The following is a 23,513-nucleotide window of genomic DNA, read 5'->3' on the forward strand; positions in this document are numbered from 1 at the left end:
ACAGTCTTCTCAAAACCGTTAACTTCAACTGTACCACCCTTGAATTCAGGCTTACCTGTTTGAGTTGCACCTTGAATATCTTTTGTTTCTGCTGGTGTTGCAGTTGGTGTTACTCCTACTACAGTTGGTGTGTACTTAGCTGTAGCAGTCTTAATGTACTCTTTTTGAATCTGACCGTCTTTATTTCGTCCAACTGGCGCTGACAATGTAACTTCCACACCTTTGGCTGTACCAGTAAAGCTTGGTTCTGGAGTGAAGGTTACTTCACCAGTTGTAGGATTAATAGTGTAAGTCCCTTCTCCTGCTACTGTTACAGATGTCGCATCAGTAGTAAGACCTGTTGCTGGATCTACCAACTTAGCAGGATAGTCCGTGCTTGGAGCAATAACAATCTTATCACCAGCTGAGTTAGAAGCTGTTGTATTAAAGGTAGGTGTTTCTTTTTGAGTTGCACCTTGAATATCTTTAGATGTTTTGTCAACCCCTTCGATTTCAATCGGAGTAACTGTTGGGATGTAAAGACCATCCATGGTATTCAACTGACCATTAACGTTTGCTTCTTGGTCTGGGAATTTTGTTGACCAACCAGTATCATAACCATTATTATCTGAACGACGGATAGAGATACCATCAGCTGTTCCTAGGAAGTTGTCCTCAGGAATAAACTCAACATCTACATCTTTACCTTTAGCAGTAATCTTGTACTTACCTTGTCCTTGAACGACATAGTAACCGTCTGCGTCAAGGGTTGCTCGGTTGCCATCTTTGTCAACAATGTATGGTTCTACAGTTTCATCAATAATAGCAGTAGAATCACGTTCAAACTTATGTTCTCCACGTGCTGTAAAGGTTACAGTTGCTGATTGTTTCGTACCTTGAGGGCCACTTGTTTCCTTAAATTCTCCTTTTGGTGGGTGGGTGATTTGAGTCTTGAAGTCTTCTACTTCACCTGAGAAGGCCATGCCAGTTGGGCTTTCGATCTCGTTCGCTTTCTTAGCGATACGAACACGAGCACCTAACTCTTTAACGCTTGGGTCGACGTAAGTCTTGCTGTTTGCAAAGGTCAACTCAACAGTGCCATCTTGTGTGATTGTAGCGAGATTTGAGCGTTCATCCTCATCGAATTTACCATTTTGGTTAAAGTCTACCCAACCATAGATATGTGCTTCTGAAGCTCCATCCGTATGAGCTTGAATTGACATCTTATAGTTGCCTGGTTTGGTACGATCCATCTTAATCATCTCATTGGTTGTACCTTTGAGTTCATCTGGAAGCAATTGGTTAATTCCTTCATCGGCCGTAGTTGCCTTATCATCACCGAACCAGTCTTGAGTAGTGTTTTCATCCATATCTGGGCTCACATTACCAAGATACGGTTGATTTACTTTAGCTCCAGTAACACCGTCAACAGTTGCAATGGTATGAACTGCCTTACCGTATGACTCAGGAGCATCCCCTTCATCAAGTGGGAAGAACCCTAGCATAGCAGACTGTTTACCACCCGAAGCGATGTAAAGTCCCACTTCAGATGCTCCACGCGTCATAACAAGGGGAACAGAGGAATCGCCTGCAGAAATATTTGGCCCAAAGACACCAGTCCCAAGACCACCAGTTACTTGGTCAGGGTTCCCAAAATACTTCCAAGCGACTGGTTTCTTATCTGGGCCAACTTGATTAGACCCGCGAAGTTGGTTAAGGTTAATTCCGTAGAATGATTTACCATTAATAGTAGTCGTAGGGTTAGGGCCAAAAAGATTATCCGTATCTTGTATCATGTACGGTACACTATATCTTCTATAATCTTTTTTCCATTCTCCAAGATGTTGCCAACCTTGTCCGTTGGTAGTGAACATAACAAATTCACCAGGGTTGGCAGACTCACCATCAGCCATTACAATAGCCGGTTTAACAACTTTACCACGGAAGGTGGCAGAAATTTCAAATTGCACACCAATATTTCCACCATTTATCGCTGAAGCAATGGTTGTCTTCTTGGCTTTGGTATCAATTCCTTCATGTTTAACTTCGGTATAACCATTTTGAGGCTCTGCGGTAATCATGGCCTCATCACCGTTATTGAAATGTAACTTAGAAGTAGGTGAACTTGAATTATTGACAAAACCGTTTCGAGCATTTGGATCATAGGTTGCTTTTTCTGCGTCAGTAGCTCCTTGGCTTTCTAGTCGCTTCTTATAGATTTCAGTTGCTTGGAAGGGTTTCAAAGACTTAACTTTGATGGTCACCACATATCCAGGCATGATTTCCTTAGTATAGGTAGCTCCAACTTGAAGAGCCATTTTCTCTTGTAAGTTTTCAGTTGGTTTAGTTTCGGCGGCAGGTACTAATGTCGTAGTGGTTCCTGTCCAGTTGGCTACATCTCCAAAGTCCAACCATGTAATCTGGCTAGTCAAAGATTTTGCGTCAAGGTCTGTTGTATATCCTGGTTTTTCAACCTTTGGAGTTGAAGTTGCATCGACAACGTCTGCTCCTACACCAGTAGCTGTCGCTGTATCTGCACGGAAGGCTGTGTTTTTGTCAATCTCTTTACCATTACGAGGGTCGTTTTTCCCTGTATTTGCGATTGCGTTAGTACCTTCAGCTGGCTTAGTGTTTTCTGCAGGCTTACCTGTAGTGGCTTCTGTCTTTTCAGTAGCTGCTACTTTTTCTTCGGCTACAGCTTTTTCTTTGTTTTTAAGCTTAGAATTGACAATAGTTACAAGTGATTGGTAAGCTGCGTCAAGTTCAGCTTGGCTTGTAGCAGAAGTAAGTGCATTTTTAGCATTAGCAAGACCTACCTTAAGAATTTCAACGCTCTCGTCTGTCTTGTTGCTGTATTTACCATTTGCCACGTTTGCTTCAATTTCAGCAACGTAAGCTGCCAATTTGTCGCTATTTAGCTCCGGTTTTACTTCAGTAGAAACTGCAGGTGCTGCTTCTGCTTTATAAGTTACTTCTTTAGCAGGTGCTGCTTCTGTAGTTACAGGAGCTTCAGTTTTCTCTACTTCTGTTGTAGCTGCAACTCCGTCAGCTTGTTTTTCTTCAGTTACTTCATCAGCTCCGACACCTGTAGCAGTTCCGAGCATTACCAACGTTCCGAGTAAGACCGAGCAAACTCCTACATGAAGCTTACGGATCGAGAATCGACTAATTCGGTCGTTAAACAGATCATTTTTCATGATTTACCTCCATTACCCTTTCGGGAGTGTATATATTGTTATAATTTATGCATTGTTTTTTACAAAATCCCAAACATGCAACGCTCCTATTTTAGCACTATTGTACTTAAAAACCAAGCATTATGCTCATTGTTTTGAAAGTTGAAATCAATATACATTTATTCCATTTTTTTACTATTATTTCAAGAAAATATACATTACGATTTCATTTCCTATACACACCAAAAGAGGGAATTGCCCCTCTTTTGGATAAATAGGTTTATTCACTTGTTTCAACAGTCTCGACTTGGGCATCTACTTGCTCTTCTTGTGAATCTGCAAGGAGGGATTCTTCGTTGACTGCTTGTGGTTCAAGGTTACGGTAGCGAGCCATACCAGTACCAGCTGGGATGATCTTACCGATGATAACATTTTCCTTGAGACCAAGGAGATGGTCTTTCTTACCACGGATAGCTGCGTCTGTAAGGACACGAGTTGTTTCCTGGAAGGAAGCTGCTGACAAGAAACTATTTGTTTCAAGTGAGGCTTTGGTAATTCCCATAAGGACTGGGCGACCAGTTGCTGGAACACCACCTGCGATAAGAACATCTTTGTTGGCATCTGTAAAGTCGTTGATATCCATGAGAGTACCCATAAGAAGGTCTGTATCCCCTGGATCCATGACACGAACTTTGCGGATCATTTGACGAACCATTACCTCGATGTGTTTGTCACCGATTTCTACCCCTTGGCTACGGTAAACTTTTTGTACTTCACCGAGGAGGTAAGTTTCAACTGACAAGACATCACGTACAGCAAGGAGACGTTTTGGTTGGATAGAACCTTCTGTCAATGCTGCACCACGAGAGATTTGATCGCCAACCTCTACACGCATACGTGCTGTGAATGGTACCACGTATTCGCCTTCGCCAGTTTCACCTTTAACGAAGACTTTCTTAGTACGAGTTGAAGCATCTTCTTCGATTGCTGTAACTTCCCCTTTGACTTCTGTGATGACCGCTTCCCCTTTAGGATTGCGGGCTTCAAAGATTTCTTGGACACGAGGAAGACCCTGAGTGATATCGGTATTTGAGGCAACACCACCCGTGTGGAAGGTACGCATTGTAAGCTGTGTACCAGGTTCCCCGATAGATTGGGCAGCGATTGTACCAACTGCTTCACCAACTTCAACCGCATCACCAGTCGCTAAGTTGATACCGTAACAGTGACGGCAAACACCATGACGAGTGTTACATGTAAATACTGAGCGGATAGTCACTTCTTCAACACCAGCATTGACGATTTCACGCGCCTTGTCTTCTGTAATCAATTCATTTGGACCGATAATAACTGCACCAGTTTCTGGATGTTTAACAGTTTTCTTAGTGTAACGACCATTGAGACGTTCTTCTAGAGACTCAATCATCTCTTTACCTTCAGTAATAGAACGGATCAAGAGACCACGGTCAGTTCCACAGTCATCCTCACGAATGATAACGTCTTGGGCAACGTCAACCAAACGACGAGTCAAGTAACCTGAGTCGGCTGTCTTAAGGGCCGTATCGGTCATACCTTTACGGGCACCGTGAGTTGAGAAGAACATCTCAAGTACTGACAAACCTTCGCGGAAGTTTGAAAGGATTGGCAATTCCATGATACGTCCGTTCGGAGCAGCCATCAGACCACGCATACCGGCAAGCTGTGAGAAGTTTGAGATGTTACCACGGGCTCCAGAGTCCATCATCATAACGATAGGGTTCTTAGGATCTTGGTTGGCAACCAAACGTTTCTCGAGTTTTTCACGGGCAGCACGCCATTCAGCTGTAACAGCATTGTAGCGCTCATCGTCTGTGATCATACCACGACGGAATTGTTTTGTGATTTGTTCTACACGTTTGTGTGATTCTTCGATGATTTCAGCCTTGTCTTCAACGACTGGAATATCAGCAATACCCACTGTCAAACCTGCAAGAGTTGAATGGTGGTAACCGAGGTTCTTCATACGGTCAAGTAGGGCAGATGTTTCTGTCGTACGGAAACGTTTGAAGATTTCAGCGATGATATTTCCAAGGTTTTTCTTCTTGAATGGTGGGTTGAGTTCAAGCCCTTCAATAGCTTCCTTGATATTTCCACCTAATGGCAAGAAGTACTTAGCCGGGACACCTTCTGTCAAGTTAGCGTTTGTTGGCTCTTGCAAGTAAGGTAGTCCTTCTGGCATGATATCGTTGAAGAGGATTTTACCTACAGTTGTAAGCAAGATTTTGTGTTTTTGCTCTTCTGTCCATGGTTTGTTAAGGCTATCTGTTGCGATACCAACACGTGAGTGGAGGTGAACATAACCATTACGGTAAGCCATGACAGCTTCGTCACGATCCTTGAAGACCATACCTTCGCCTTCACGACCAGCTTCTTCCATAGTCAAGTAGTAGTTACCCAAAACCATGTCCTGAGATGGAGTAACAACTGGTTTACCATCTTTAGGGTTCAAGATATGCTCAGCAGCAAGCATCAAGATACGAGCTTCTGCTTGGGCTTCTTCTGAAAGAGGTACGTGGATGGCCATTTGGTCCCCGTCAAAGTCGGCATTGTAGGCTTCACAGACAAGTGGGTGCAAACGAAGGGCTTTACCGTCAATCAAGACTGGCTCAAAGGCTTGGATACCCAAACGGTGAAGGGTAGGTGCGCGGTTCAAAAGCACTGGGTGTTCTTTGATAACTTCTTCGAGGATATCCCAGATACGTTCATCTCCACGTTCTACCAAGCGTTTAGCCGCTTTAACGTTTTGAACGATATCGCGCGCAACGATTTCACGCATGACAAATGGTTTAAAGAGCTCGATTGCCATTTCACGTGGCACACCACATTGGTACATCTTAAGAGTTGGACCAACGGCAATAACGGAACGTCCTGAGAAGTCAACACGTTTACCGAGCAAGTTTTGACGGAAGCGTCCTTGTTTCCCCTTGAGCATATGGCTCAATGATTTAAGCGGACGGCTACCTGGCCCTGTGATCGGACGACCACGACGGCCATTGTCAATCAAAGCGTCAACCGCTTCTTGAAGCATACGCTTCTCATTTTGAACGATGATACCTGGCGCGTTCAACTCAAGCAAACGAGCCAAACGATTGTTACGGTTAATAACACGACGGTAAAGGTCGTTCAAGTCAGATGAGGCAAAACGGCCACCATCCAACTGCAACATTGGACGAAGATCTGGTGGAATAACTGGAAGGATGTTAAGAACCATCCATTCAGGCTTGTTTCCAGACTTGTGGAAAGCATCCAAAACATCCAAACGACGGATAGCTTTCACACGTTTTTGTCCAGTAGCTGTTTTCAACTCTTCTTTGAGTTCAGCAATTTCTTTTTCAAGATCTACTTGTTTCAAGAGGTCTTGGATCGCTTCGGCACCCATTTTGGCAACGAATGAACCATGACCAAATTCACGCAAGCGTTCACGGTATTCACGCTCTGTCATAATAGATTTGTGCTCAAGTGGTGTATCTTTTGGATCAATCACCACGTAAGCAGCAAAGTAGATAACTTCCTCGAGGGCACGAGGACTCATGTCAAGGGTCAAGCCCATACGGCTTGGAATCCCCTTGAAATACCAGATATGAGATACAGGAGCTTTTAACTCGATGTGCCCCATACGTTCACGACGAACTTTTGTACGCGTTACTTCAACACCACAACGGTCACAAACAATCCCTCTGTAACGAATGCGTTTGTATTTACCACAAGCACATTCCCAGTCTTTTGTAGGACCAAAGATCACTTCGTCAAAGAGTCCTTCACGTTCTGGTTTCAACGTACGGTAATTGATTGTTTCAGGTTTTTTGACTTCTCCATAAGACCATGAACGGACTTTACTTGGAGAAGCTAGTGTGATTTGCATACTTTTAAAACGATTTACATCAACCACTATTTCTTCCCTTTCTATTATAAGTGAACTGCTTATTCTTATTCAGCAGCTTCTTCTGTTGCTTCCGCTTTTGCATTTTCTTCTGCTTCAAAGGCTGCTTTAGCCTCTTGAGCTGCTCTTTCGCGGGCTTTTTCAAGGTCATCTACGTGGATGACATCTTCGTCCATTCCTTCATCAAGGTCACGAAGTTCCACTTCTTGATTGTCTTCGTCAAGGACACGCATGTCAAGACCAAGAGATTGCAATTCTTTTACAAGAACTCGGAACGATTCTGGAACACCTGGTTTTGGAATTGGTTTTCCTTTTGTAATAGCTTCATAAGCTTTCAAACGTCCGTTGATATCGTCAGACTTGTAAGTCAAGATTTCTTGAAGAACATTTGATGCACCATAGGCTTCAAGCGCCCAAACCTCCATCTCACCGAAACGTTGTCCACCAAACTGAGCTTTACCTCCGAGTGGTTGTTGTGTAACGGTTGAGTATGGTCCGACTGAACGAGCGTGCAATTTATCATCAACCATGTGGTGAAGTTTGATCATGTACATGACACCAACTGACACACGGTTATCAAATGGTTCACCAGTACGACCATCGTATAGGATAGTCTTAGCGTCGCTATCCATACCTGCTTCTTTGACAGTGTCCCAAAGATCTTCAGAACTTGCTCCGTCAAAGACTGGCGTTGCGATGTGGATACCAAGAGTACGAGCCGCCATACCAAGGTGAAGTTCCATAACCTGACCGATATTCATACGTGATGGCACCCCAAGTGGGTTCAACATGATATCGACTGGAGTTCCGTCTGGAAGGTAAGGCATGTCTTCTACAGGAACGATACGAGAGACAACCCCTTTGTTTCCGTGACGTCCGGCCATCTTATCTCCGACCTTAATCTTACGTTTTTGTGCGATGTATACGCGAACTAGCATGTTAACACCAGATTGCAATTCATCACCGTTTGCACGTGTAAAGATTTTAACATCACGAACGACACCATCGGCACCGTGTGGTACACGAAGGGAAGTATCACGAACTTCGCGAGATTTGTCACCGAAGATAGCGTGCAAGAGACGCTCTTCAGCAGAAAGGTCTTTTTCACCCTTAGGTGTGACTTTACCTACAAGGATATCCCCTTCTTTAACCTCAGCACCGATACGGATGATACCCATTTCGTCGAGGTCTTTAAGGGCATCTTCACCAACGTTTGGAATTTCACGAGTGATTTCTTCAGGCCCAAGCTTTGTATCGCGTGTTTCTGATTCATATTCTTCGAGGTGAACTGATGTGTAAACATCGTCTTTCACCAAGCGTTCGCTCATGATAACGGCATCCTCGAAGTTGTACCCTTCCCATGTCATGTAGGCAACGATTGGGTTTTGTCCAAGCGCCATTTCACCTTTTTCCATAGAAGGTCCATCAGCGATAAAGTCACCTTTTTCGATGACATCGCCAACTCGAACAAGGGTACGTTGGTTATAAGCAGTACCTGAGTTTGAACGACGGAATTTTTGGATGTGGTAAACATCAAGGGAACCATCTTCACGGCGAACTTCTACTTTGTCCGCATCCGCATAGGTAACCTTACCACCATGTTGTGCAATAACTGCAGCTCCTGAGTCATGGGCTGCTTGGTATTCCATACCAGTACCAACGAAAGGCGCTTTAGGATCGATCAACGGAACAGCCTGACGTTGCATGTTGGCACCCATGAGGGCACGGTTGGAGTCATCGTTTTCCAAGAAAGGAATACATGCTGTCGCAACGGCAACTACCTGTTTAGGAGAAACGTCCATGTAGTCAACGCTTGATGCTGGATATTCTTGGTTAACCCCTTGGTGACGTCCCATGACAACTTTTTCAGCAAAAGTTCCATCTGCGTTCAATTTAGAGTTAGCCTGAGCTACTGTGTATTCATCTTCTTCATCGGCAGTCAACCAAACAATTTCGTTGGTAACTTTACCAGTTGCACGGTCAACCTTACGGTATGGTGTTTGAATGAAACCATACTTGTTGAGGTGTCCATATGAAGACAAGTTGTTGATCAAACCGATGTTTGGTCCTTCAGGTGTTTCGATTGGACACATACGACCATAGTGAGTGTAGTGCACGTCACGCACTTCATATCCAGCGCGGTCACGTGTCAAACCACCAGGCCCTAAGGCAGACAAACGACGTTTGTGAGACAGCTCAGAAAGTGGGTTGTGTTGGTCCATGAACTGTGACAATTGTGAAGAACCAAAGAATTCTTTGATCGCCGCAGTCACTGGACGGATGTTAATGATTTGTTGAGGTGTCAATACTTCGTTATCTTGAACAGACATACGTTCACGAACATTACGTTCCATACGTGAAAGTCCAAGACGTACTTGGTTAGCAAGCAATTCACCAACGGCACGAATACGACGGTTTCCGAGGTGGTCGATATCATCGATACGACCGATACCTTCAGCCAAGTTAAGGAAGTAGCTCATCTCAGCAAGGATATCTGCCGGAGTGATAGTGCGAACCTTATCATCTGGATTTGCATTTCCGATGATTGTTACAACACGGTCTGGATCAGTTGGTGCCACAACCTTGAATTTTTGAAGAACAACTGGTTCTGTCAAAACAGCTGAGTCATTTGGAGTGTAGACAATCTTGTTCAAATCGCCATCTAAATGGCTTTCGATGCTCTCGATGACATCGCGAGTCATAACAGTACCCTTTTCAACTAAGATTTCACCAGTTTCAGGGTCCACCAATGGTTCAGCGATTGTTTGGTTGAGCAAACGAGTTTTAATATTTAATTTCTTGTTAATCTTGTAGCGTCCAACAGCTGCCAAGTCATAACGACGTGGGTCGAAGAAACGAGCCACAAGCAAGGTACGTGAACTCTCAGCAGTTTTTGGTTCACCTGGACGAAGACGCTCATAAATTTCTTTCAAAGCTTCGTCTGTACGAGAGTCCATTGGGTTTTTATGGATATCTTTTTCAACAGTGTTGCGAACCAACTCGCTGTCCCCAAAGATATCAAAGATTTCGTCATCGCCTGAGAAACCAAGAGCACGAACCAAAGTCGTAAATGGAATTTTACGTGTACGGTCGATACGAGTGTAGGCGATGTCTTTTGAGTCACTTTCCAGTTCCAACCAAGCTCCACGGTTAGGGATTACAGTTGAACCGTAGCCCACTTTACCGTTTTTGTCTACTTTATCATTAAAGTAAACACCTGGAGAACGCACCAACTGTGATACGATAATACGTTCACCACCGTTAATGATGAAAGTACCCATCTCAGTCATGATTGGGAAATCACCAAAGAAGACTTCTTGAGTTTTGATTTCGCCAGTTTCTTTGTTAATCAAGCGGAAAGTTACAAAGATTGGTGCTGAATAGCTAGCATCATGGATGCGAGCTTCTTCAAGCGTATATTTAGGTTCTTTGATTTCGTAGCCAACAAATTCCAACTCCATTGTTTCTGTGAAGTTTGAAATTGGCAATACATCTTCAAACACTTCCTTCAGACCATAGTCTAGGAAATCTTTAAATGAATCAGTTTGAATTTCAATCAAATTTGGTAAGTCAAGAACTTCTTTGATTCTTGAAAAACTACGACGGGTACGATGTTTCCCGTATTGAACGTCATGTCCTGCCAAGATGATTCTCCTTTGTAAATAAAGTTCCAAGCTTAGTCACCTAAGCTAATAATTATCGTTTAATGGTTCTAAAACCCCTATCAACTTATCCCCCTTGACTAATTTTTCAGAATCTTTAAATCTCTGTTACAGATGCAAAAAATACCGAAAAAAAGCACAAAAAGAGCAGTTAAATCCGACTTTTTTGAGGAGATTTAACTGCTGTGAGCCTTGTCCGGACAATATTTCAGACAAAACCTACGACAAATGATTACTCATATTATACCCGATTTTCTCTAATTTTTCAAGTCCTTTGAAGGATTTTTCTTGCTTTAGTATAGCTGTGGATTGTTTTCAGAAAAGGTAATTTTCATAATTTTGTAATTTTTCTTATAGTTTCTTCATCTCATAGTTACATAAATCCCTTAATTGCTAGCTATGAAAAATTAGGATATACGGACAGTAAGTACATAACAAAAGAGCTTTTCATCCTCGAAAAACCTGAATAAAAAAGAGAGCAGTTCAAACTACTTCTAAAGTAGACTGAACCGCTCTTTTTTAATTTCCCACTCTAACTCGCGTCACAATGCCATCGCTATCAGTTATACTAAATTCTGCAGAAGAAAGCCACTGAATTATCACCTCATTACCTTGAGATTGAGCAAAAACCTTCAACAACTCCTCTTTGTTCTCAACTTCAACCACATAGTAGGCTAGCCCCACCATTCCATGCTTACGTCGAACTAAGTTTTTGCCACCCCATTCATTTACAGCTAAATGATGGCGATAAGCCCCTGATGCGATCCAACTGGCATGTGGAATCGTGAATTTATCCTCCAGACCTAGAGACTCTTGATAGAATGTACTCGCTTCTCGGCTATTCTTAACAGATAGGTGAACATGGCCCATACGAGTGCCTTCTGCAATCACAAAAGGCTCGATTTCTTTTCCTAGTTGGTAGATATCTTGAGCAGAGAGTTCTTCTGTCACACCAATAATACGGCCATCCTCACGAATATCCCATACTGTTACAGGTTTATCTCTGTAGAGTTCAATGCCATTGCCCTCTATATCTTCCAAATAGATAGCCTCGCTATAACCATGGTCCGCTCCACCCACTAGAGGTATCTTTAAACCGAGCAAGTGTTTAAAAACATTAGCCAAGTCTTCTCGGCTCGGTAAGAGCAAGGCCATATGATAAAGTCCGTAGCTCTGCTTAGGATTGCTAGTATCATCTGTCTTAATTAGCCGAACTAGTGGTTTCCCACCGGCACCTAAAAGAACTTTATTTTCCGATTGATTCAAAATCTCCAACCCAAGCAACTGATGATAAAATGCTGTCTGACTTTCTAAGTCCTTGACATTTAAAGCTACTTCAGCCAAATAAATCTGACTATTATATTCGTAAACCATAGAAAACCTCTCTTTGTTGTAACTGTTTTAATTACATCTATTGTACTCCCTTCTCAGCCAATGTCAATCCAGATGCTCAACGCTGATAACACAAGAAAAACCCTCCCCGTGTAGGAAGGATTGTTTGGATTTAATGAGCCAACATTTCTTGAGCAATCTCTTGACCTGATAAGCCATCTGGATAGTAGGTTGGCCAGTTGTCCATCTCTTCAAAGAGGGCTTCTTGGCTAGTGCCTCCAAAGAAGATATGGAAATGTTCTGCCTTGACCGGAGCAATATTGTGGTCGCTAAACTGAACATACTTGAATTGTCCGGCGTCTGCATCAGTCGCTTCAAAGAGGAAGCGTACTCCACGATTCCCTTTCTTATAAGTCAAGATTTTCTTGCCGACATACTTATAAGTATATTGCTTACTTTGGCCTCCTTGGATAAATTCCATAGTATTATCTGCAATATTAATCTTGTTTACATCTGTTTGGTAACCTTTTTGATAGTAGGCTTTGTATTCATCCTTGGTCATCTTACCAGTCAATTTAGCCTTGTAGTCAAATACTTGATCAAGAGTCCCATCCTCAAGGAAAGGATAGACTGACTGCCAGTTGCCAGCATAATCACTCAGGGTACGGTCCTTAACATCTGCATCCTCAAAGTAGCCATTTTGAACGGTTTTAGTTTCCTCTGCCTTTTCTGGTTCAATCTCTGCTCCTGCCTGATCAGTTGTTTGCTTGAGTGCCTTGAGGTTTTTCTCCATGATAGAGATATAGGTTTCTCCAACCTTCATGTCCTCTTCGGTCAAGCTTTCAAGAGGATTCAGAACATCTAACTTCACTCCTGTTTCTTTTGAGAGGGTATTCGCTAGGGCTTGAGAAGCATTTTCTTCAAAGTAGATATAAGAGATTTTGTTTTTCTTGATGTACTCGGTCAATTCTGCCAAGCGGCTTGCTGAGGGTTCCGCATCTGGCGAAAGCCCAGAGATAGAGACTTGAGTGAGTCCGTAGTCCAAGGCAAGATAACGAAAGGCAGCGTGCTGAGTCACAAAACTCTTTTGTTTTGCACTAGAAAGTCCTTCAGTATAGGCCTTGTCCAGAGCTTGCAATTTCTCGATATAGGCAGCTGCATTTTGCTCAAAGGTTGCTTTTTTATCAGGATAGTCAGCTGATAAACTGTCACGGATGTGCTCTACAAGCTTAATGGCACGCGCAGGAGACAACCATACATGAGGGTCATACTCGTGATGATGACCTTCTTCACCATGGTCATGGTCTTCCTCTTCTTCACTTCCTGGAAGAAGCAACATATCTCCAGTAGCTTTAATGGTTTTTACTTTTTTTGCATCTAGAGATTCTAAAAGTTTAGGAACCCAAGTTTCCATATTTTCATTCTCATAAACAAAGGCATCAGCATCTTGGATTTTAGCGACTGCCTTAGGTGATGGTTCATATTCATGTGGCTCTGTTCCAGCCCCGATTAAAAGTTCGACATTGGCTGTATCCCCTGCTACTTGCTTGGTAAATTCGTAGACAGGGTAGAAAGTTGTCACGATATTTAATTTCCCGTCTGCTTGTTTTTGATTAGAGCAAGCGACTAAGAATAAGGTCACAAGACTTGCCAAAAGTAGGCTTAGTTTTTTCATTTTCTTCTCCTATTTGATAAAACGTTTGAGTAAGCTGACTACTAAAAAGACAACTACAAAGATAATGGTGATACTTGCACTTGGTGGTGTCTCTGCATAATAGGAAATATAAAGCCCCGCAACCATGCCTAGAAAACCAATGACGCTAGCAAGTATCATCACAGAACTAAAGTTTTTACCTAGACGCAAAGCAATACTTGCTGGTAAGACCATGATAGTCGATACCAAAAGCGCTCCCGCTGCTGGGATCATGAGTGCAATAGCCACACCCGTTACCATGTTAAAGAGAATAGACATGGTACGCACTGGAAGACCATCGACAAAAGCTGTATCCTCATCAAAAGTTAGAATATACATAGGTCTTAAAAAGAGGAAGGTCAGGATTAAAACAACCGCTGCAATAACAAAGAGACCAATGACCTGCTCTTGACTAATAGTCACAATAGAACCAAAAAGGTATTGGTCCAGACTCATAGAGCTAGAGCTCTTACCCTTACTCATAACAATAAGTGAAACTGCAAGGCCTGTAGACATGAGAATGGCTGTCCCAATCTCCATAAAGCTTTTATAAACCGTACGTAGGTATTCAAGGAAGACCGCTGCAATCAAGACAATCACAATGGTTGAAATGGTCGGAGAAATTCCTAAAACCAAGCCAAAGGCAACCCCTGAAAGCGAGACGTGACTCAAAGTATCACTCATAAGACTTTGACGACGCAAGATTAGGAAGGTCCCAAGAACTGGTGAAAAGAGACTCATGGCAATAACAGCCAAAAAGGCTCGCTGCATAAAATCATAAGACAATAGATTAAACATGCTCCACCTCCTGGTCACTTTCATGGACATTGAAGCAACGCCATGGGGAATCTTGGTCTCGGACCAGGTGAATATTACGATCTGCGTAGTCCTTAACTTCTTCAGGATCGTGAGTAATCATCAAAACAGCCTTGCCATGATGGTGGGCACTGTGGTGCATGAGTTCATAAAACTCATCCTTGGTTCCCGCATCCATCCCTGTCGTCGGCTCATCCAAGATAAAGATATCAGGATCTGAAGCAAACATACGTGCGATAACAGCCCTTTGCTTTTGCCCGCCAGAAAGGGAGCCAATGCGTTTATCCCGATGTTCCCACATACCAACAGAGTTTAAACTAGCCTTGATATGTTCCTCATCGTGAGCATTTAGACGACGGAACCAACCTTTTCTTGGATAGCGACCTGATTTGACAAATTCATAAACGGTACTTGGAAAGCCTGCATTAAAACTGGCAATCTGTTGAGGAAGGTAGGCGATTCTTAGTTTTGTCCCACGAGTATTGGTCTTTGAAATGGTAACTTTTCCAAATCTTGGTTGTAGAATACCAAGACTAGCCTTGATAAGAGTCGTCTTGGCGGCTCCATTTTCTCCAGTGAGGGTGACAAATTCCCCACTATCAACACTGTAATTGATATGCTCAAGCACAGGTTCCTTGTCATAATAGAAGGACAAATCCTCTACTGTGATGTATCTCATTACTTGATTTCTCCTACTAAAGCAGTTAAAAACCGCTGGATAATTTTTTGCTCCTCAGCCGAGAATTGACTAGCAACTTGTTCATAAGTCGAGAGGGTGTGCTCATGATGATGATGGTGCTCTTCAGCGATTGGTCGTGCCAAGTCTGTCAATTGATAGAAGATCACTCTTGCATCCTTAGGATCCTTGGATGTCTCCAACATCCCCTCTTTAATCAAGGACTTAATGGCCTTGGTGACAGCTGCTTGACTGACATTGAGACGGCGAGCCAACTCCGAATTCGTTAATGACTCCTCTGATAAGAGCATAAGAATATGCTCCTGGGTATTCGTCAAGGCCACTTCACTCGTGCAATGACCAATCAAAATTTCATGCTGATTTTCAGCTTTCAGGATTACTTCATTTAAAAAATGATCAATTTCTGTTGCTAATTGTCTCATGATTTGCCCCTTTCTTCAAACAATTTTTCTATTATTACAGTACTTTCAGTCTGTTTGTTTACTAGTTAAGTATATCACATCCAAGTATAGAGTCAAGAAAAAAGATGAAAACAATTTTTTATGTTTTCATTTTCTTGATCTCTTTTTACTTACCCTTATTCAAATGAAGAGGCCGCTACAACACTGTCCATTACCAAAAATCTTTCATTACAAAGAGCCCAAAACAAGGTTCGGGCTCTTTTGCTATTTATTGAAAATCTTTAATATTCCCATCGTAATTTGCCCAATCCTGGCTAAAGAATCGATCATTCATTTGGTAACTAGGTGCTGTTGTTGGATTGCTCAAAAAAGGATTTACAACCTTGTCAAACGCCAACCAACCTAACCAACCGATATGAATCGTATCCTTGACAAAGTATGGATCTCCTCCGTTTTTTGAAAAGTCAGCAATATTGGTAAAACCTTGACTTTCCAACTGGTAACGGATCTTTTCAACAGAGTGTTGATACATTTCCTCACTTAATCCGGTATAATTCATCCATTTTTTATTGACAGGTTGAAAGACAAAGAGTACATTCACCTTAGATTTGGCAAATTGATTGAGCACTAACTGCAAATCATTGTATTCCCTTGACTGGAGGAAGTTGTAATTTTTTTGATACCCTTCCCACTTTTTTAAATCTTTCTTAAGTTGAGTATTGTAAAAGTGGTTATCCATCCCCAAATCATTATTGGTCGTATTTTCCTCTGCATCCTTACGTGCAATATTTTCCAATTCTTCATACGAAAACTGATCTGGGAGACTGCTCAAATATTTTTCAATATGATCTTTATACTTTAATTGGCCTCGAATAGAGAATTGACCAAAAAGGGCAGCTTGTCTCTCATTGAACTCGGCAGAGATATTAACCATCGTTTGATCAAAGTCTGACAACTGTTCATTCTTAGCTATCTTCTCAACAATTCCTTTCATCGGAACTCTTGGATTTTGCTTTAAGAGTCTATTAGCCGCATATTGAGAAGCTACGTCTCCAGATTGATTCTCCAAGAAGGCAGTCAACTGATCATTGTTAAAATAAGTTTGAAAAATAGTCGGGTCATGATCCTCTTTTGTAAACCACTGTGGAGAGATTACAAATACCGCTTGTTTGTTTTCAAGTTCAGATGTGATTTGTTGCATCCCAAAATATTGACTAAGAGAAGCGGCTCCTGCCTGCCCCATAAAATACGGACGGTAGGAGCGATTATACTTTTCAGCCAACACTCCTGGATGCATGCTATCAAAACGAATCCATTCACTCGAACCCAAAAAGGGTATAAAACGCATATTAGGATCCGTGAGAGCTCTCACTTTTTGACTTCTCTCTTTGAAACTTTCTGCACTTACTGAGGCTGCAGAGTATTTTTCCTCCATTAGATTATGACTCTTACTACTAGGATAGAAAAAAATGAGTAGAAGAACCAATAAACCTGCAATAAGAATCGGCCCGAAGATTAACCACAGGCGTTTAAGCATTCTTTAACTCCGTAATCCCTGCCACGATTTTATTGGCTGTATTCCAATCATCACGGCCAAATTCTGTAACCGGGACACGTATATCAAAGCGATTTTCGATTTCTACAATCAATTCAACCGTTCCCATACTATCCAAGACACCTGCATCGAAAAGATCTTCATCCATCATGTCAGAAACATCTTCCATAAATAATTCATCGATAATTTCAATAACTTCTGATTTGATATCCATTTTTTAATTTCCTTCTATTTTTTAAACCATAAATCATTCAAAAATCCAGAAAAGATTAAGAATGAAACCATTACGACATGGAAGGTTATCACCATGCCAAGCAACTGAGCCCAACGATTTTCAAGCAAGGGAGGTCGTCCTGCTTTCTTACGTTCTTTATTGAGCGTTTTTTTCTTTCGAACCCAGACATCATTAATGACTAAGCCCACTCCATGAAAGAGCCCGTAAACGATATAAAACCATGTTATCCCATGCCAGAACCCCATAATCAGCATATTTACAATATAAGCGACACTTGAGGTCACATTTCGATTCTTAAAAAGCTTCTTTCTCGTCATCACCATGACCATGCGCATAAAGACAAAGTCACGAAACCAGAAGGATAAACTCATGTGCCAACGATTCCAAAACTCTTTCAAATCTCTTGACAAAAAGGGTTTGTTGAAGTTGATCGGACTACGAATCCCCATCAGATTTGAAATAGCTATAGCAAACATAGAGTAACCTGCAAAATCAAAGAAGAGTTCCAAACCAAATGTGTACATGATGGCCACTACATAATAGTTAAAGACGCCACCTGTTTGTAAAGCTAAATTCTTTAGCGGTGGTAATAAAATCTCGCCTAAAATATGGGCTAGGATAAATTTATACAGAAATCCCCACATGATATACCGAACGGACTCGGCTAGCATATCTAGCAACTCATCGCGCTCTGGTATCGTCTTATAATTTTCATTAAAACGTTTGAAACGATCAATAGGACCACTTGAAAATGTCGGCATAAAGAGAAGAAAACGCAAATACTCCCACATTTTCAAATCCTTAATGACTCCATCTCTAAGTTCGATGATGATTCCCACTGAACGAAAGGTCAAATAAGAGATTCCTACGAATCCCAGCAGAGACTGTGTACCGTTAATAGCTGGTTGCACCTTGACAAAGATGATGGGAAGGAGGGACAGAAAACTAACGAGGTAGAATACCCACTTGCCATCCTTGCTTTTTCGATAGTGCTTGTAGAAAAGCAGGAGCAATATTTCCCAGCACAGATAAATACCCAAGGCAGCCAATTGATTGGTCTTGCCTCCCGTCAACATAGTGACTATAAAGAAGAGACTAACCAATATTTCATACCAGCCAAAACGTTTTTTGAAAAAAAGACCGATAAAGATTGGCAAAATAGCAGTAATCACATACAAAAAGTACTGCGGATTCCCATAAGGCTCAATATGAGGAAGCTGTTTAAGAAGCTCCATCATCTATTGTTAACCTCACTAATCAACCCTTTGATGTCGATTTTCCCATTTGGAGTTAACGGCAAGCTGTCACGGTAGAGGAATTTCGAAGGCATCATATAAGACATCATAATATCTTCCAAGTCTTCCTTGATCGCTTTGGTAATATCAATCTCGCGCTCAAATTGTTCTTTGACCCCATCTTTTAAGATAACATAGGCCAAGAGATTTTGAACCTTGTGATCTTTATTATAGCGCGGTACCGCAACAGCCGAGTCAATGTACTGAGATTTGTTCAAGTTTTGAGAAACATCTTCTAGCTCAATACGGTAGCCGTTAAACTTGATTTGGAAATCCATCCGTCCACCGTAGAGAAGAAGGCCTTCATCCGTCATGGTTCCAACATCTCCTGTATGGTAGGCTGGCAGACCTTCAAATTCGAAGAAAGCTTCTGCTGTTTTCTCAGGATTATTCATATAACCTTTTGAAACAGCCGGTCCAGACACGATGATTTCTCCTTGCTCTCCATTTGGCAATTTGTTTCCTTCCTCATCAATGATGAAGGTTGGAGAATCTTCTTTGGTATAACCAATTGGCAAGCGTTTAAGTGTCGCTAACATCTCATCTGTGATAGCAACCGCCGACAAAGCAACGGTTGCTTCTGTTGGTCCATAGGCATTGATGATGCGCGCATTCGGGAAACGTTCACGCAGTTTTTGAGCCGTTTTAACAGTTAACTCTTCCCCATCAAAGTAGAAATGGGTAATGCCTGGCATCTTTTCAGCATTGAAATCTTCAGACAGCATGGCCATATCTGCAAAAGATGGTGTCGAAGTCCAGATAGCAATCGGAAGAGAAAAGATAGTTGCAAAGAGTTGTTTGAAGTCTTGAGTAATGGCTGATGGGAGGGCAAAAAGCGTTCCTCCAAGAGCCAAGGTTGGTGCCCAATACATGACAGACAAGTCAAAGGAATAGGGCGGTTGCGCCAACATTTGCGGACGTTCTGGCGTTGCAAACTCCTTGTCTGTAATCATCCAGTTGGTGAAGCTGAGCAAGTTATCATGTGAAATCTGCACCCCTTTTGGCTTCCCGGTCGTCCCCGAAGTAAAGATGATGTAGTAGTTATCATCCCCTTTGACCGGATGTTGCAAATCATAGGCATGCTGAACCGCACAAGCTTCACGCACTTGCTCCAAGGGCATGATTGGAGCAGCTGGGTTTCCCAATGGAAATTCATTGATAGCGATGATTAAGCTTGGTTCTGCTACTTCAAGAATGGCAGACACGCGCTCCAAAGCAGAATGGCTATCAATTGGGATATAGGCATGGCCAGATTTGGTCAAGGCCACAAAGGTTGCTAACATTTCATATTCTTGGCCACCAAAGACCACAACAGGTGACTTTTCAGGAAGTCCCATTTGGTCAATATGGGCTGCTAAGCTATCTGAATCAGCCTTCAATTGGCCATAGGTATGCTCTTCTCCAAGGACATTGTAGACCGGAAAATTAGGCTGCTTTTGAGCATAATGCTCAATGGTTTCAATCATATCTACTATTGGTTTATTTGACACAATAGGGTTTCTCCTTTAAGTTAAAATTCATTATAGATAAAGCTACCTTGAACCTGACCGAGATAACTAAAAAAGTAAAGCAGGCCCAAGAAAATGATAAAATACAAGGCTGTCCGACCAAGAAAGAGATAGAGTTCATTTCTCTGTTTCATCAAGAAAAACCTTTCATTCCTGTAATTTTCAACTAAAATAAAATCAATTTCTTACTAACTTATTTTCTGCTATTATACCACTTTATAAACTATTTTTTCAATTGTTTTCCGTCCATTTCCACTACATTTCAACATCATTAAATCGTTCCATATGATACCTTCTACTGATAGCTTTAATGTTTCCCAGTATAGATTATATTGGGAGCTACAACAAAGTAGGCTCTATACTACCTATAGAGGACTTCCCCACTATAAATATTATAGAGCCTTATCTTATGTCTCACTTTATCGGTAGAATTCCCTTTATCTAGAGATTTTTATAATATGTAATCTTAAAATTCACTATAGATGAAATCTTGAATGTTCGAAAAATCAGTCACAAAACAGTAGATTACGATGCTTAAAATAACTGTGTAGAAAAACAAGGTCCACAATAGTAAACGATGTGTGTCAGTTAGTTTCATTTGCAAATTTGTAAAGTTCTTTTTCAACTTCCATCCATCCTTTCACCCCAACGTGCATCACGTCGAATAAAAAGTAATCTTCATACTCTTTATTTCCATAGTTTAACACCGTAGCACCGTGGTTTTTGGCAATATTTTCTATTTTTTTGTAAGTTTCTTCACGCATTTCTCGTGAAACACCTGTGTAATCATTCCATTTACCATTTACAGGAAAGATAATGACTTCAACTTCAATTCCCAATTCCTTAGCAACTGTCAAGAAGAGTTCCATATCTGAATACTCTGGTGACTCTATGTAACTCAAGTCTTTGTTAGAATCTTTCAACGAAGCATAGCGGTCTCTCAAGTAGGTATTGTAGTAGTTATTATCCACAGCATAATCATTGTTATCTGTTTTCTTTTTAACTTCTTCTACAAACTGATCTGTCATCTGCTCCCAATTATAATCCGGAGTTTCATCCCCTAGTGCAGGATAGTCTGATTTGGCATGATTTTCATAGAATTTTCGTTTAAGCTTAAAGGAATAAACGGCATTGTCAAACTCCAACAGTTTTTTATCAATGATTGTTCCTTTTCCTTCTATGAAATAGCTTTTATACTTTTTATAGATATCATTTTGTTGTTTGTTTCCTTTGGTAATCTCAATAATGCGATTAATCAGTTTTTCTTTCGTTTCCTTACTGATTTTCTCGTTATCTAGCATGTGAAAAATATGTTCCTGAGAGGCCTTGTTTAAGAAGGCGTCTTGATGAGTCCCATCCTTTTCGAACCATTGAACAGACTCTACGATGGCTACTTTTCGCTTGCTCATAGCCCCCTCAATCGAGCTCAAGGTCGTAGCTTGAATGATATTTTGAGAGTAACTGGTTCCTATCTGCATAATGTTAAAATCATTGTAGTTAAAAATTTTATTGGGATGGTAATCTTCATTTATCGTCGCAACTAACTCTGAGGAACCCATTAGAACTAGTGTATTGGGAGTGATATTATTTGTTAGAATATCTCTACTTTTATACTTTTCATAAGAAGTGCTGTAGCGAATACTATTGTCCTTGACTTTATAATAGTCGTCAATCTTCTTGACATATGTCACATTTAAAAGAGCAAGAGTCGCAATTACGAGCACAAGCGATAGTAAAAATGCTTTTAACTTAATCATCTTGTTTTTCCAATCTCCTTGTTTTAGCAAATCTCTTTATCTACTTAGAATTGCCATAATTATCTTATAAGGTTCACCTGAAAAGATAAAGAAGCCAACCATAACTAAATTCATGGTCACAAACCAACTTATTAGCTTGTACCAAGTTTTATTTTTATGTTTCTTATAAAAATTGCTTTTCTTTTGATAAATTTCAAATCCAGACATCAAGATTCCATGGTAAAATCCATAAGCGATGTAGCTGACACTAATTCCATGCCAAAATCCCATAACCAACATGTTGACCATATAGGCATAGGCTGCATTGTGTAATCTATTCTTAAACCACTTCTTTCTGATAACCTGCATCAAAACTCTTGAAAATACGAAATCTCTCAACCATGTTGACAAGGTGATGTGCCATCTAGTCCAGAAATCCTTGATATCAATACTCAAGAAAGGTTTATTGAAATTCATCGGTGTCTGAATACCCAAAACATTGCTGCTTCCAACAGCCATCAAACTATACCCCGCAAAGTCAAAGAACAGATAGAGAGTATACAGGTACATATATTTGATTGAGTAGACAACTGTACCAGTATTGCTTAGAGCAAGTAGTATCTGGTAAACATAGGTTGATAAAACAACCTTGTAGAGAAGACCTAAAACGATGCGATAAATACCATCACCTGCTAACTCTAGGTAGTCTTTTCTAGGCATGACTTCATTGATCTCTTTTAGAAATCTTCTGCTACGATCGATTGGCCCAGAACTAACTGTAGGGAAAAAGAGTAGAAACTGCAGATAATCTTTTACAGTGATTTTTTCTTTGATTAAACCATCCGATATTTCTAGCATGATCTGAATGGTCTTAAAGGACATGTAGGAAATCCCAATAAAAGCCAACAAATGTAGCTGGGTTATTGCAAAGACTTTATTGACCACTAAAGGTAAAATGGATAACATAACTAGAGGTTTTAACTGTTTTGAATCCATTCTTTGTGCTATGAAAACTAGGACATATTGGTAGATGATGAAAGCCAATAGATAAACAACCATGGATTTACTCTTACCATAGATGGCTCCTGCAAATAAAATTGACAGACTTAAAATATAATAATCCTTACGCTTGCCAAAATAGTTTAAAACAAAGCCAATCAGTAAAACCACAAGTAATAGAAGGAAAAACTCATTCCCCTCAAAATAATTCATACCAAATGGACTCCTTTTCTCTTTTTCTCATCTCCTGATTTGTCATTTTAGGATTAGTCCCTATCATATTATCAAGGATAATTAACTTTATTCATTATATCATAATTTAAAAACTATATACTTCTATTATCCAATTTCCTAAAATAAAAAAACAAATGACTCTTACCACTAAAATCCCAATAACGAGACAAAATTATTTACAAAATAAATAAAATCTAATAGTAAATAATTAACTTGACTCAGCTTTTCCCATCAAGTCTCCTAAATATATTCGTTACCCCTTTCATTTTCTCCTTC

The 23,513-nt window shown here is 40.9% G+C and carries 15 protein-coding genes; all 15 read right to left on the minus strand.

Annotation, left to right across the window (positions count from 1 at the left end; all coding sequences use genetic code 11):
- On the minus strand, nt 1–3,176 hold a 3,176-nt coding region (locus NML75_RS08200), incomplete at its 3' end, for a CshA/CshB family fibrillar adhesin-related protein (RefSeq protein ID WP_254804368.1).
- Nucleotides 3,177–3,435: 259 nt separating this feature from the next.
- Nucleotides 3,436–7,083 carry a DNA-directed RNA polymerase subunit beta' gene (gene rpoC / locus NML75_RS08205; RefSeq protein ID WP_004254004.1) on the minus strand — a complete coding sequence of 1,216 codons (3,648 nt, stop codon included), beginning with the start codon at nt 7,081–7,083 and terminating at the stop codon, nt 3,436–3,438.
- Between the two features lie 38 nt (nt 7,084–7,121).
- Complete coding sequence (rpoB, locus tag NML75_RS08210) at nt 7,122–10,718, minus strand: DNA-directed RNA polymerase subunit beta (RefSeq protein WP_070678265.1); 3,597 nt, start codon at nt 10,716–10,718, stop codon at nt 7,122–7,124.
- A 537-nt stretch (nt 10,719–11,255) separates the two neighbouring features.
- Nucleotides 11,256–12,110: a VOC family protein gene (locus NML75_RS08215; protein ID WP_254804369.1), complete on the minus strand. Its 855-nt coding sequence runs from the start codon at nt 12,108–12,110 to the stop codon at nt 11,256–11,258.
- Nucleotides 12,111–12,240: 130 nt separating this feature from the next.
- Nucleotides 12,241–13,743, minus strand: a complete 1,503-nt coding sequence (locus tag NML75_RS08220; protein ID WP_004254008.1) for a zinc ABC transporter substrate-binding protein AdcA — start codon at nt 13,741–13,743, stop codon at nt 12,241–12,243.
- A gap of 9 nt (nt 13,744–13,752) precedes the next feature.
- Nucleotides 13,753–14,559 carry a metal ABC transporter permease gene (locus NML75_RS08225; RefSeq protein ID WP_004254009.1) on the minus strand — a complete coding sequence of 269 codons (807 nt, stop codon included), beginning with the start codon at nt 14,557–14,559 and terminating at the stop codon, nt 13,753–13,755.
- Nucleotides 14,552–15,256, minus strand: coding sequence for a metal ABC transporter ATP-binding protein (locus tag NML75_RS08230; RefSeq protein WP_004254010.1), 705 nt, complete (start codon nt 15,254–15,256; stop codon nt 14,552–14,554). Before NML75_RS08230 ends, NML75_RS08225 begins: the two co-directional genes overlap by 8 nt.
- Nucleotides 15,256–15,696: a zinc-dependent transcriptional regulator AdcR gene (adcR, locus tag NML75_RS08235; protein ID WP_004254011.1), complete on the minus strand. Its 441-nt coding sequence runs from the start codon at nt 15,694–15,696 to the stop codon at nt 15,256–15,258. The genes NML75_RS08230 and adcR overlap by 1 nt, the downstream gene beginning before the upstream one ends.
- Nucleotides 15,697–15,943: 247 nt before the next feature.
- Nucleotides 15,944–17,212 (minus strand): D-alanyl-lipoteichoic acid biosynthesis protein DltD, encoded by a 1,269-nt coding sequence (gene dltD / locus NML75_RS08240; protein WP_070678271.1) that lies wholly within the window; start codon nt 17,210–17,212, stop codon nt 15,944–15,946.
- Nucleotides 17,205–17,444 (minus strand): D-alanine--poly(phosphoribitol) ligase subunit DltC, encoded by a 240-nt coding sequence (gene dltC, locus NML75_RS08245; RefSeq protein ID WP_000351968.1) that lies wholly within the window; start codon nt 17,442–17,444, stop codon nt 17,205–17,207. Before dltC ends, dltD (NML75_RS08240) begins: the two co-directional genes overlap by 8 nt.
- A 14-nt stretch (nt 17,445–17,458) precedes the next feature.
- The gene (gene dltB, locus NML75_RS08250; RefSeq protein WP_070678274.1) at nt 17,459–18,703 is read right to left on the minus strand and encodes a D-alanyl-lipoteichoic acid biosynthesis protein DltB; all 1,245 of its coding nucleotides are present in this window, start codon (nt 18,701–18,703) and stop codon (nt 17,459–17,461) included.
- Nucleotides 18,700–20,250 carry a D-alanine--poly(phosphoribitol) ligase subunit DltA gene (dltA, locus tag NML75_RS08255; RefSeq protein WP_004254019.1) on the minus strand — a complete coding sequence of 517 codons (1,551 nt, stop codon included), beginning with the start codon at nt 20,248–20,250 and terminating at the stop codon, nt 18,700–18,702. The genes dltB (NML75_RS08250) and dltA overlap by 4 nt, the downstream gene beginning before the upstream one ends.
- 20 nt (nt 20,251–20,270) lie before the next feature.
- The gene (locus tag NML75_RS08260; RefSeq protein WP_004254020.1) at nt 20,271–20,402 is read right to left on the minus strand and encodes a teichoic acid D-Ala incorporation-associated protein DltX; all 132 of its coding nucleotides are present in this window, start codon (nt 20,400–20,402) and stop codon (nt 20,271–20,273) included.
- Between the two features lie 450 nt (nt 20,403–20,852).
- Nucleotides 20,853–22,025, minus strand: coding sequence for a D-alanyl-lipoteichoic acid biosynthesis protein DltD (gene dltD / locus NML75_RS08265; RefSeq protein ID WP_004254022.1), 1,173 nt, complete (start codon nt 22,023–22,025; stop codon nt 20,853–20,855).
- Nucleotides 22,026–22,061: 36 nt separating this feature from the next.
- Nucleotides 22,062–23,216, minus strand: coding sequence for a D-alanyl-lipoteichoic acid biosynthesis protein DltB (dltB, locus tag NML75_RS08270; protein WP_004254024.1), 1,155 nt, complete (start codon nt 23,214–23,216; stop codon nt 22,062–22,064).
- Between the last annotated feature and the right edge of the window lie 297 nt (nt 23,217–23,513).

This window comes from Streptococcus sp. CF4-3, assembly GCF_024295385.1.
GTDB classification, from domain to species: Bacteria; Bacillota; Bacilli; order Lactobacillales; family Streptococcaceae; genus Streptococcus; species Streptococcus infantis_I.